Genomic DNA, 12,093 nt, shown 5'->3' on the forward strand with positions numbered 1-12,093 from the left:
TGTCGGGATAGGCGACCTGGTTGCCGGTGTTGCGGTCCTTCTCGACCCACACCGTCTGCGCCAGGTACTCCAGGTTGACCTGGTGGCAGATGCCGGTGCCGGGCGGGACGACGCGGAAATTGTCGAAGGCGGTCTGGCCCCAGCGCAGGAAGGCGTAGCGCTCGTGGTTGCGCTCGAACTCCAAATCGACATTGTGCTGGTAGGCGTTCGGGGTGCCGAAGGCGTCGACCATGACCGAGTGGTCGATCACCAGGTCGACCGCCGAGAGCGGGTTGATCCGCTGCGGGTCGCCGCCCAGCGCCACCATCGCCTGGCGCATCGCGGCGAGGTCGACCACGGCGGGGACGCCGGTGAAGTCCTGCATCAGCACGCGGGCGGGGCGGTAGGCGATCTCGCGGTCGGAGCGGCGATCCTTCAGCCACTGCGCCATCGCCTTGACGTCGTCGACCGTGACCGACCGGTCATCCTCGAAGCGCAGCAGGTTCTCCAGCAGAACCTTCAGCGAAAAGGGCAGGCGGGCGACATCGCCCAGTGCGGCCTGGGCCGCCTCGAGGCTGAAATAGTCATAGCTCTTGCCGTCGACCGTGAGGCTGCGGCGAGTTTTGAGCGTGTCATGTCCGGTGAACGTCACGGAGAGGCTCCTTCGGGCGAAGGCTGATCGCGAAATGGGCTGTGCGGCATCCATGTAGCGCGTCCGTGCAAGCCGTTCAAATGCAACGGCTTAAGAACCGTTCGCAACTGCAAAATTCACGATCCGGGGCAGCACCCGATCGGTCGCCTCGAAATGCGGCGCGTGCCGGCAATCGGGCACCAGCCAGGTCTCGCAAGGGCCGGAAACACCTGACTTAATGGCCTCAAGCTGTGCCGGCGTGCCGTATTCATCCTCCGCGCCCTGGATCGCCAGAACCGGGCAGCGGATCGAGGGCAGCGCGTCGCGCATGTCGAAGCTGCGGAATCCGGGGGTCGGCCACAGCTCGGCCCAGTTGGCGAAGGTGAAATCGGTCTTGTCGCCGTGATAGCGGGCCAGCCCGGCGCGCAGCTTCGACTCCGGCGCGTGGAAGGCGGCATGGACGACGGCGATGCCGGCCACGGTGACGTCCTCGACCAGCACATGCGCCGCCTCGGTCACCGCCCAGGCGGCGCGGCCGGGATGCGCCGCGGCGAAGATCAGGGCGATGCTGCCGCCGTCGCTGTGGCCGACCAGTCCGACCCGGTCGAGGCCGAGGGCGTCCAGCACCAGCGGCAGCGTCTCGCGGCCTTCGCGGTAGAGATAATCGGCGCCGCGCGGTCCCGGCAGCGGGTCGGACCGGCCGAAGCCCAGCCGGTCATGCGCCACCACCGGATGCCCGGTCGCGGTGGCCAGGAGGGCCGCGACATCGGTGCCGCGGCGCACCCATTGCGCGACCGAACCCAGTCCTTCATGAAGCAGCATGAGGGGGAGACGCCCGGCGGAACCGCCCCCATCTGGAATGGGCGGGTCGAGGCGCTGCCAATACAGGCGGTGCCCGCCAACGCGGATGAAGCCGTCACTGCGCCGCAGCTTCGCGGGGTCATCTGCCAACTCATCCATCGGCCGGTCCGTCATCAAATCGCCATCGGCTCGTCATGCCGCCGTCGTGCCGTCGTGGTCAACAGGGGTGGAATTCGGGGGGATGCGAATGAATCGGATTGGGGGCGTCCTGCTGGGTCTGTTGGCGACCTGTGCCGCGCTGCCGGCGCAGGCGGACGGGATCGGCGCGCTGCGCCTGATCGGCGAGGCGTCGCTGCCGCATGCGCTGGCCTATCAGGGCACCGTCGTCGGCGGCCTGTCCGGGCTGGAGTGGGACCCCGCCGCCAAACAGTGGATCGCTCTCAGCGACGACCGCTCCGACCTGTCGCCGGCCCGGTTCTACACCCTGTCCATCGACTATGACGCCCAGGCGGTCCGCGGCATGGCCGTCACCGGCGTGATGACGCTGCGCGACGCCGCGGGACAGCCCTTCGCCCGGCGCAGCATCGACCCGGAGGCGATCCGCCGCGACCCCGCCACCGGGGCTCTCTACTGGAGCAGCGAGGGCAATGTCCGCGGCGGCATCAGCCCGTCGGTCAATGTCGCCGGGCCGGATGGCGCGCTGCAGCGCAGCTTCGATCTGCCGCGGCGCTACCTGGTCTCGGCCGATCCGTCGCACGGCCCGCGCGACAACCTGACCTTCGAAGGGCTGGCGCTCGGGCCCGACGGCCGCACCCTGTTCGTGTCGCTGGAGAATGCGCTGGTCCAGGACGGCCCGGTCGCCTCGCTGGCCACCGGCAGCCCGGTGCGCTTCGCCACCTTCGACACCGTCACCGGACAGGCCGGGCCGGAGCGGGTCTACGTCACCGACCCGATCCCGCTGGCGCCGCAGCCCGGCGGCCATGCCGACAACGGCGTGTCCGAGATCCTGCCGGCCGGCGACGGCACGCTGCTGGTGCTGGAACGGGCCTATGCCGAAGGCCGCGGCAATTCGATCCGGCTGTACCGGGCCGACCCGGCGCTCGCCACCGATGTCGCCGGGCTCGACTCGCTGTTCGATGGCAGCTGGCTGGCGATGCCGAAGACGCTGCTGCTGGATTTCGGCACGCTCGGTGTCGTCCTCGACAATTTCGAGGGGATGGGCTGGGGACCCGACCTGGCGAACGGCCACCGCAGCCTGGTCGTGCTGTCCGACGACAACTTCAACCCGCGCCAGGTGACCAAGGCGCTGGTGTTCGAGGTGCTGCCGCCGGACTAGGTGGTGTGGACAGGGCCCATCGCCCCCTCTAGGGTCGGCGCCGATCGGATCGATTCGACACCGGGGGATGCGCACATGGCCGAGATCGCTGTCTTCTCAGGCACCTCGCATCCTGCCCTGGCGGCCGAGATCTGCGCCGCGCTGGGCGTGCCGCTCAGCCCCTCCCGGGTCCAGCGCTTCGCCAATGACTGCCTCGGGGTCCAGCTTCAGGCGAATTGCCGCGAACGCGACGTCTTCCTGGTCCAGACCCTCAGCCCGCCGGTGCAGGAGCATCTGGTCGAGCTGCTGCTGATGATCGACGCGGCCCGCGGCGCCTCGGCGTCGCGCATCACCGTTGTCATGCCGCACTACGCCTATGCCCGGTCGGACAAGAAGGACGCGCCGCGGATCTCGATCGGCGGCCGGCTGGTGGCCGATTTGCTGGTCGCGGCGGGGGCCGGCCGGGTGCTGACCACCACGCTGCACTCACCGCAGGTGCACGGCTTCTTCAGCGTGCCGGTGGACCATCTGCATGCCCTGCGCGAGCTGGCGGGCCATTTCCGCCGCTACGACATGGCCAACGCCGTCGTGGTCTCGCCGGATCTCGGCTATGCCAAGGAAGCGACAGCCTTCGCGCGGCTGCTGGGCGCGGGCGTCGCCATGGGCGCCAAGCAGCGCTACGAGAACGACCGGGTCGAGATCAGCGCCATCATCGGCGAGGTGCGCGGCAAGGATGTCATCGTCATCGACGACGAGATCGCCAAGGGCAGCACGATCCTGGAGCTGCTGGGCCATCTGCGCCGCCAGGGCGCCCGGTCGGTCCGCGTGGCCTGCACCCATGGCCTGTTTTCCGCCGGCGCGCTGGAGCGGCTGGGCGGCCAGGACGACATCCTGGAGATCGTCTGCACCAACACCGTCCCGGTGAACGGCACCGGCCACCATCCGAAGCTGACCGTGCTGTCGATCGCGCCGGCGATGGCGGAGGCGATGCGCCGGATCCATGCCGGCGAATCCGTCAGCGAGCTGTTCCAGGCCTAGCTAGTCGCAGCAGCACCGGGCCGCTGGCGCGTTGGTCCGGCACAGGCAGGACGAGGTGATCGGCACATCCGCCTTGGCCAGCGCCGTGGTGAGCCTGGCCTGCAGCGCCGCCAGCTCCTCGGCCTCGCCGCGAAGCTTCAGGCATTCCACCAGCCCGTGCAGCGCCCACACATTGTCCGGGTGCTGGGCGCAGCGCTGCACCCTGCCGCTCAGGCCGAGATCATCGCGGTAGACCTGCTCGGCCTCTGCGGCATGGCCCTGGTCGAGCAGCAGCGCCGCCAGCGCATGGCGCGGCGGATGCATCCAGGCCCAGGGCTCGGTGTAGGACAGGGCGTCGTCCAGCTCGACCGCCTGCCGCAGATGCGCATAAGCCTCCTCATGCCGGCCCTGGTGATAGGCGAGCTCGCCATCGAGAAGGGCGGCCCCGACGCCGAGCGAAGCCCGGGTCGGGTTGCTGAGGAAGCGCCGTTCGGGCGGGATGTCCGCCAGAAGCCGGTGAAACCGCTCACGCTCCCGCCCGGCAGCGGCGAAGTCCCGCAGCGTCGCATGCGCAACGCCCTTGGCGTAGCTCTGCAGGACCGCCGTCAGCACATAGAGTCCGGGCTCCTCGACCACCGGCTCGTCGATGATCTCCTGCCAGCGGCCGAAGCGCACCTGCACATGCGATTTCATCGCGTGGTAGCCCTCGACCGTCTGGGTCAGCTTCGGCCGGTCCGGCAAGCTGACGACATCGCGCGTCACCAGGCTGCGCACCTGGTCGGCGGCCCACAGCGCCGGCCGGGACTGGCCGAGCAGCATGCAGGCGAACATCATCAGATGCAGGTCGTGGCAGCAGCCGAGCAGGTAGTAGGTCGGCTCGCCGGCATAGGCGAGATAGAGGTCGTTGGCGCGAACCGCCTTCTCGCTGGCCAGCTTCGCCTTCTCGTACTCGCCGCACAGCACATAGATATGGCCCGGCATGTGGTTCATGTGCCCGGCATCGGGGCACATGCTGCCGAGCAAATCCGCCGAGCGCAGGCCGCGCTCCGGCACGGTCGACATCTCCAGGAGATGGATGTGCAGGTGGACGATCGCGGGATGCTGCGCCGCGCCGGCCTCGTCGGCGATCCGGATCGACCGCTCGCAGACCTCGAGCGCCTCGACCACATCCGAGTTCGGGGCCGGCTTGCCGGTCTTGAGATCCCACAGCCGCCGCACGGTGCGCTGCATCAGCGCCTCGACGAACAGCGCCATCACGTCGTGGTCGTCGGGGAAGCTGGCATAGACGCGCCGCATCTCCGCGGCATAGGCGTCGTCCCACTGCTCGAACTCCGGCGGCGTCACGGCATGCGGCCGCGGGAAGCGGTGGCCCAGCGCCTCGATCAGCCGCTGTTCGACCGGGCTGGCGGCGGCCGCGTTGGCCCGCGCCAGCTGGACATGTTCGAAGCAGCGTTTCGTCGCGCTCTCGGCCTCAGCCTTGCCGTGCTCCTTCCAGGTCAGGTTGTAGAAAGGCCCGGCGGCATAGGCGATGCCCCAATGCACGAAGGCGCAGCCGGGGTCGGTCTCCAGTGCCTTCTCGAAGCACTTGATGCCTTCCTCATGGTTGAAGCCGTAGCACCAGTTCAGGCCGATATCGAACCAGCGCTGCGTTTCCGCCGAGCGGGTGGAGATGACGCGCCGATAGGGGCCCAGATTGAAGCGATCCATGTCTTCCCACGCGATTCCTGCCGGCCGACGGGAACACTGCACGATCGAGGCCCGGGACGGCCAGAGGGTGAGAGCTGTTCCGTAAACGTCTCGCCTGTGAAACCCTGTCCGGAAGAACCGGGGCTTGGAAGGGAGCGCCATGGCCGATTCGGCATCCATCGGATCGACAGAAGCTGCGCCCGAAACCGCAATCCGGGGCCAGGACCCGGCGCTGCTGCGCCGCCTGCTGCGCGCGAAGGACCGGATGGACGCGGCCTCGCAGGAGGAATGGCCGGTCGCGCGGCTGGCCTGTGTGAGCGGAGTCTCCGAAGCCCATTTCGCGCGCTCGTTCAAGGAGGCCTTCGGCGTCCCGCCGCACCGCTACCTGCTGACGCGCCGGCTGGAGCGGGCCACGGCGCTGCTGCGCGACACGGCCCTGCCGATCACCGAGATCGCCTTCGAGACCGGGTGGAATAGCCTCGGCACCTTCGGGCGCACCTTCCGCGACGTCACCGGCGAGAGCCCGGGCGAGCTCCGGGCCCGCGAGCAGGCCGCCCGGCATCAGCTGGACCGGGTGCCGCCCTGCTATCTCAGCGCCGCCCACCGCCCCGACCTCACAATGGCAGTTTCGGAGAAGCGGCGGCAGGAGGCGGACGATAGCATCGGCGCATCCCAACACACGGAGGTCCCATGAGCCAGGGTATCGGGGTGGTCGGTCTGTACGTCCGCGATCAGGACGAAGCCCTTCAATTCTATGTCGAGAAGCTTGGATTTCGCGTCCACACCGATGCGCGGAACGGCGATTACCGCTGGCTCACGGTGCAGCATCCGGACCAGCCGTCCTTCCAGCTCGGCCTGTTCGCGCCGCAGCCGCCGACGCTCGACGCGGCCACCGCGCAGACCGTGCGCGAGGTCGTGGCGAAGGGGGCGATGCCGCCGCTGGTGCTGCATGTCGACGACTGCCGCGCCGCCTATGACCGGATGTCGGCCCGCGGCGTCGAGTTCACGCAGGAGCCGATCGAGCGTTACGGCGCCGTCGACGCCAGCTTCCGCGACCCGTCGGGGAATGGGTGGAAGATGATCCAGGCTGGGCGAGGGCAGTGACCATGAAAGCGGCGAAAAACGGTCCGGTGGAGGGGGCGGGCTCTCACTCTGAACTGATCGACCAGAGAATCCGGGAGCTGGGCGATTGGCGGGGCGAGACGCTCGCCCGGATCCGGGCCCTGATCCTTCAGGCCGACCCCGAAGCGGTCGAGGAGTGGAAATGGCGCGGCGTCCCGGTGTGGTCGCATGGCGGCATCATCTGCACCGGCGAGACCTACAAGGCCGCCGTGAAGATGACCTTCGCCAAGGGCGCCGCGCTGGACGACCCCGCAGGACTGTTCAACTCCAGCCTCGAGGGGAACACCCGGCGCGCCATCGATGTCCATGAAGGCGAGGCGATCGATGAAGCGGCGCTGGCGGCGCTCATCCGCGCCGCCGTGGCGCTGAACACCGCCACTCGCCCCGGCCGCGCCCGGAAAGCATGATCGTTTCAGACGGGATCCGACGGCGCGCCTGACGGTATGCGGCGTCGCGATCGGCACCGTCCTGCAGGCCTGCCGGACTCTCGAGCGTCGTCGTCACGAACAGTTGTCTCGAAGTCGGTCCTGGATCGCGGAAGGGATGTGACATGGTGGATTCCGATCGGATCGACGCCCTGATCGCAGCGGTGCCCCCCGCCTTGGCGCTTCGCGCCGGGCTGGACCTTGGCATCTTCACCCGACACGATGACGGCGTGGTGACGGCCGACAGCCTTGGGGCCGCGCTCAAAATCGAGCCCGACCGTCTGTCACGGCTTCTCTACGCGCTCGCCAGCATCGGTCTCCTCGAAGTCGAGGATGGTCGATTTCGCAACGGAGCCGAAGCGGCGGCCTTCCTCGACGCGTCCAAGCCGGCCTATCGCGGCGGCGATCATGCGCTCCTGCGCGAGCTCTGGGGCGCCGACCTGCTGACCGCGGAGTCGCTGCGACAGAACCGACCGGCTGCGCTGCACGACTTTTCCGAAGCGGGGCCAGAGGCCGCGGCGGCCTTCAGCCGCATGCTCGCACCGGGCGGGGTGATTTTCGGCCGACTTCTGGCGCGGGAGATGGACCTCTCGGCGATCGGTTCGGTGATCGACATCGGCGGGGGGGCCGGGACCATTCTTGTCGGACTTCGCGAGCGGCGGCCGCAGATTGCGGCGACGCTGATGGAACTCCCGACGGTCGCAGCGGTCGCGCCGGATATCCTGGCGGAATACGGTGCCGGCGACGTGGTGGTCGAAGAGGGGGACATCACCGTCGCGCCATCGACCGGCCGGCACGATCTGGCGGTCCTGAAAGCCATCGTCCAGGTCCTTCCGCCGGACAAGGCGCGCCGTGCGATCCTGAACGCGGCGCGTTGCCTGACACCCGGAGGCGAGATCGCCATTGCGGGGCAGGGTGTCGTCGATGACGACCGTCTCGGCCCGCCCGAGGGTGTCTTTCTGAATCTCACCTTCCTGAACCTCTACCGCCACGGCGAATCCTACACGGAAGGTCAGTATCGCGCGTGGATGACCGAGGCTGGATTCCGGGATATTTCCAGGTCGCGCCTGGCGGACGGCAGCACGTTGTTTCGGGCGCGCCTCACGGGCTGATCGTGGCGAGATGGCCGGGTTCGGACGCAAGAGGGTCGGAGGCGGCGCCTCAGCCTTACCGCGGCATCGCCACGAAGCGGCCATCGGTTCCGGCGACGGTGAGGCGTCGCCATCCGCCGAGGGGCCGCCATGACCACCGATCCCGTCCTGCCATCCGGTCCGCTCAATCTGCCGATCCGGCGCTTCCGCACGGCCTCGCCGGCGCTGAAGGTGCTGGCCATCGTCATGCTGATCGTCGCCTTCCTGCTGCCGGTCTTCCTGGTCTATGACGTGATCGGCGAGCGCGAGGAGCGTTATCGCTCCGTGGTGGCCGAGATCGGCAACAGCTGGGGCCGGCCGCAGCAGGTCACCGGCCCGGTCATGGTGGTGCCGTTCCGGGTGCCGGCCGAACGCCGCACCGACGGCACCCAGCCGCCGCCGATCGAACGGCCGCTCTATATCCTGCCCGACCAGTACAGGATCAACGCCGCGGCGGTGCCGGAGACGCGGAAGCGTGGGCTGTTCGAGGCGGTGGTCTACACCGCCACCCTCGACCTGTCCGGGCAGTTCCTGATCGGCGATGCCGCCACCCTGGCGGGGCCGGAGGCGACGATCGACTGGGCCTCGGCCTTTCTCTATGTCGGCGTCGCCGACCCGCGCAGCATCCGCGAGGGCGCCGCGCTGCGGTGGGGCACGCAGGATCTGCCGTTCCAGCCCGGCGCGCCGGGGGAATTGGGCCAGGTGCTGGGCGCCGGCATGACGCTGCGCGTGCCCGGCCTGTCGGCCGAAGCGGCGCAGACGCCGATCCCGTTCTCGACCACGCTGCGGCTGAACGGCAGCGAGCGGATCGACTTCCTGCCACTCGGCCGTTCCAACCAGGTCACCGCCAGCTCACCCTGGCCGGATCCCAGCTTCGACGGCGCCTTCCTGCCGGTGCGGTCGTCGATCGGGCCGCAGGGCTTCACCGCGGATTGGGAGCTGTCCTATTTCGGCCGCGGCTATCCCCAGGCCTGGGTCGGCGGCGACGGCAGCTATCTCTCCGCGATGTCGGGATCCAGCTTCGGCGTGCGCTTCTTCCAGCCGGTCAGCGCCTATCAGCAGACCGAGCGTTCGGCGAAATACGGCATGCTGTTCATCGTCTTCACCTTCACCCTGTTCTTCCTGTTCGAGACGGTGGCGCGGCTGCGCATCCACGTCTTCCAATACGCGCTGGTCGGGCTGTCGCTGTGCCTGTTCTATCTGCTGCTGCTCTCCCTCGCCGAACAGGTCGGCTTCGCCGCCGCTTATGCCCTGGGGGCCGCGGCGGTGGTGGTGCAGATCGTGCTGTATTGCCGGCCGGTGCTCGGCCCCTGGAAGCGCAGCCTGGTGCTGGGCGCGCTGCTGGCGATCCTCTACGGCATCCTCTACGCGCTGATGCAGCTCGAAGACCTGGCCCTGCTGCTCGGCTCGATCGGCCTGTTCCTGGCGCTCAGCGCTGTCATGATCACCACCCGCAAGATCGACTGGTACGCTGCGGCGCCGCTGCCGGGCGAAGGCGCGGCGGACATCGCCTCCACGCCGCCGTCGGCGTGATGAGGGGAGGGGCCGGGCTGCGTGCCCGGCCCCGCCGTTTCAGCTCTGCACGGCGAAGATGCCGAGGCAATCGATGTACTTGCCCGATGCGCCCCACAATCCCTGGATCTGGAGGCCCCGCTGCAGGTCGGTCGAGTCGTATTCGAACGCGCGGGGGCCGGCCGTGCCCAGCAGCGGCAGTTTCTTGAGGTTGGTCCTGATCGCGATGGAGCTGACGAATTCGCCATAGGTGCCCGTGATCGAGGTGATGAACTCGTTCGGCGCCAGTCTCTGCGAGAAGGCACCGCCGCCGGGGCCGCCATAGCGGGGCGTCATGGCGGTCAGGCCGCCGGCATCGGTGAATTCCAGCTGGAAGGCATCGATGAAGGTGCCGGACCAGAGGTTGATCATGCTGATCCGGATCGGCGTCGACCCCGGTGGAAAGAACGCTTCGCCGAGGGCCGAGAACAGGCCGACGCCGGTGCCGCCGCTGGGGCCGGCCTTGATAAAAGTTGGCATAATTTCAAATTCCTTATGAATAATGGTTTATTCTGTCCGGAAGGGGCGGGCTCGTCAATGCCGGAACGTGGCGATGCGCGGCCGATTTTCCGAACGCCGATCGATCCAGACAATCCGATGAACACGTGTTCAAAATTTCGCCGGACTGTCATCCGGCCGTCGCGGAACGCCCCTTAGCATCGCTGTGGCGCCGGGCCGGACGGGCCGGATCGCGGCGCCTGACGAAGGGGGAAACCGATGAGACGAGGTCTTGTGTTCGGGGCGGTCGCCATGGCGGCCCTGTTGTTGTCGGCGGTGGGGGCCCAGGCCCAGATGCCCGGGACGATCGGCATCAGGCCGCCGCGGCCGATCGTGTTCGATCCGCCACCGCCGCCGCCCGCGGTGCCGAACGCCCAGGCACTGAGCGGGTCGACGCCCTACAACGCCGCCTATTGGCTGCGGCCGCACAACACCTATGAGAAGACGAGCTTCGCCCGGCTGACCGACGCGCTGGACCGCGGCAACCAGGTGGTCGAACTCGACGTCTATGACGGCTCCGGCCTTCCGGTGAAGCACGATCCCGGCGACTCGATTAACGTCAACAATTGCCGGGGTGGCGCCAGCGGCTACCTGCGGGACTGCCTGGCCGACATCCGGGGCTGGAGCGACGCGCATCCCGGCCACCTGCCGATCACGGTCCAGCTCGATCTCAAGCCCGGTGCCCTGGTGTTCGGCGGCTGGGACTCGTCGGCCAAGACCGCACTCGATTCCGCGATCGCCCAGGAACTCGGCGCCAAGGTCTACCAGCCGGAGGCGCTGCGGGCCTTCACCGGCTACGCCTCGCTGCGCGAGGGCGTCTACCGCGCCGGCTGGCCCAGCGTGGATTCGCTGCGCGGCCGCGTCATCGTCCTGATGATGGGCGGCCCGATCGGCGACAAGAACGACACCCAGGAAGAATACATCAACCAGTTCGGCGCCGGCGCCCACATCTTCGTCTGCCCCGAGGCGCATGAGCCGAGCCATTTCTACTGGAACAGCGTGGCCAAGGATTTCGACGACCCGAACACCAACAAATGGGTCGTCTGCGGCAACCAGAAGGACGACAAGTACTGGTACCAGGACACGCTGACTGCCCAGCAGAACGGCCAGCTGGTCAATCTGTGGTCCAGCGACACGGCGAAGTTCGACAACTTCAACCAGATGTACCTGGCGGCCGGGTGGGGCGCCTCGATGATCAGCCGCGAGACCCTGGAGACCTGGGGCGGCAAGATGCCGGTGAACGGCGTCCGCCGCTCGGTGCCGACCGGCTTCGTCCTTAGCAGCGAGCTGACCGGCTATTGCGTCGAGATCCAGAGCGGCGTCTACGGCAACGGCTCCGACCTCAACCAGTTCAACTGCACGGATGCGGTGCCCCAGCAGTGGCACTACAGCGACGAGACCCAACTGCGGGCCGTCGGCAACGACAAATACTGCTTCGACATCAATGGTGGTGACGGCAACAACGGCGACCAGCTGCACATCTGGGATTGCGACGGCGGCTCCAGCGAGAAGTGGCAGCTGCAGCCCGACGGCCGGCTGGTCGGCATGAACGGCCGCTGCGCCGACGTGGTGGACACCGCCCTCGGCCGGAGGCTGCAGATCCGCAACTGCACCGGCGGCCCCAGCCAGCGCTTCCGGTTGCGCAGCAGCTTCAACGCCAACAATCCGCATTACTGAGAGGGAGCGGGGAGGGCTGCGGTGCAGCCCTCTTCGTGAACACGTGTACAATCGTCATGAACACGTGTTCAAATCGTCACGAGGCCGTCTTGGAAGCTGTCTAGCATCGCCGCTATGCCGGCCCGAAACCGGGCCTCAGACGAAGGGGGAACTGATGGGACGAGGTCTTCTCTCAGGGATGGCTGTGGCGGCCGCCCTGCTGCTGTCGGCGGGGACGCCGGCCCTGGCCGACGTGCCGGCCGCGCAGCCGCTGGCGGGGTC

At 68.4% G+C, this 12,093-nt stretch carries 12 protein-coding genes; 8 read left to right on the forward strand and 4 right to left on the reverse strand.

Translation table 11 applies throughout. The annotated features are described in order from the left end of the window. A partial coding sequence (locus tag AC3XYG_RS02515; RefSeq protein WP_489138232.1) for an aconitase family protein occupies positions 1-631 on the reverse strand: 631 nt, incomplete at its 3' end. A gap of 90 nt (positions 632-721) precedes the next feature. Further along, positions 722-1,432 carry an alpha/beta fold hydrolase gene (locus AC3XYG_RS02520; RefSeq protein ID WP_489138233.1) on the reverse strand — a complete coding sequence of 237 codons (711 nt, stop codon included), beginning with the start codon at positions 1,430-1,432 and terminating at the stop codon, positions 722-724. A 226-nt stretch (positions 1,433-1,658) separates the two neighbouring features. Between AC3XYG_RS02520 and AC3XYG_RS02525 the strand changes: the two genes are divergently transcribed. Together AC3XYG_RS02525 and AC3XYG_RS02530 are read left to right on the forward strand one after the other, a co-directional pair. Then, complete coding sequence (locus tag AC3XYG_RS02525) at positions 1,659-2,747, forward strand: esterase-like activity of phytase family protein (RefSeq protein ID WP_489138234.1); 1,089 nt, start codon at positions 1,659-1,661, stop codon at positions 2,745-2,747. A gap of 75 nt (positions 2,748-2,822) precedes the next feature. Then, positions 2,823-3,764 carry a ribose-phosphate diphosphokinase gene (locus tag AC3XYG_RS02530; RefSeq protein ID WP_489138235.1) on the forward strand — a complete coding sequence of 314 codons (942 nt, stop codon included), beginning with the start codon at positions 2,823-2,825 and terminating at the stop codon, positions 3,762-3,764. Here AC3XYG_RS02530 and AC3XYG_RS02535 read toward each other — a convergent pair whose 3' ends face one another. Beyond that, positions 3,765-5,450: a tetratricopeptide repeat protein gene (locus AC3XYG_RS02535; protein WP_489138236.1), complete on the reverse strand. Its 1,686-nt coding sequence runs from the start codon at positions 5,448-5,450 to the stop codon at positions 3,765-3,767. A 139-nt stretch (positions 5,451-5,589) separates the two neighbouring features. Here AC3XYG_RS02535 and AC3XYG_RS02540 point away from each other — a divergent pair, with 139 nt between their 5' ends. The 5 genes from AC3XYG_RS02540 to creD all read left to right on the forward strand — a co-directional run bounded on the left by AC3XYG_RS02540 (position 5,590) and on the right by creD (position 9,639). Further along, positions 5,590-6,123 (forward strand): helix-turn-helix transcriptional regulator, encoded by a 534-nt coding sequence (locus AC3XYG_RS02540; protein ID WP_489138237.1) that lies wholly within the window; start codon positions 5,590-5,592, stop codon positions 6,121-6,123. Further along, positions 6,120-6,533, forward strand: coding sequence for a VOC family protein (locus AC3XYG_RS02545; RefSeq protein WP_489138238.1), 414 nt, complete (start codon positions 6,120-6,122; stop codon positions 6,531-6,533). Before AC3XYG_RS02540 ends, AC3XYG_RS02545 begins: the two co-directional genes overlap by 4 nt. Before the next feature lie 2 nt (positions 6,534-6,535). Then, positions 6,536-6,958: a DUF1801 domain-containing protein gene (locus AC3XYG_RS02550; protein ID WP_489138239.1), complete on the forward strand. Its 423-nt coding sequence runs from the start codon at positions 6,536-6,538 to the stop codon at positions 6,956-6,958. Between the two features lie 143 nt (positions 6,959-7,101). Beyond that, positions 7,102-8,088 (forward strand): methyltransferase, encoded by a 987-nt coding sequence (locus AC3XYG_RS02555; protein ID WP_489138240.1) that lies wholly within the window; start codon positions 7,102-7,104, stop codon positions 8,086-8,088. A gap of 129 nt (positions 8,089-8,217) precedes the next feature. Continuing rightward, complete coding sequence (gene creD, locus AC3XYG_RS02560) at positions 8,218-9,639, forward strand: cell envelope integrity protein CreD (RefSeq protein ID WP_489138241.1); 1,422 nt, start codon at positions 8,218-8,220, stop codon at positions 9,637-9,639. A gap of 39 nt (positions 9,640-9,678) precedes the next feature. On the opposite strand, the gene AC3XYG_RS02565 is transcribed toward creD, so the two are convergent. Next, positions 9,679-10,137, reverse strand: a complete 459-nt coding sequence (locus AC3XYG_RS02565; protein WP_489138242.1) for a jacalin-like lectin — start codon at positions 10,135-10,137, stop codon at positions 9,679-9,681. Between the two features lie 237 nt (positions 10,138-10,374). On the opposite strand from AC3XYG_RS02565, the gene AC3XYG_RS02570 reads away from it, so the two are divergent. Beyond that, positions 10,375-11,832, forward strand: a complete 1,458-nt coding sequence (locus tag AC3XYG_RS02570; RefSeq protein ID WP_489138243.1) for a Ca2+-dependent phosphoinositide-specific phospholipase C — start codon at positions 10,375-10,377, stop codon at positions 11,830-11,832. Positions 11,833-12,093: the final 261 nt, after the last annotated feature.

This window comes from Inquilinus sp. (assembly GCF_057815775.1).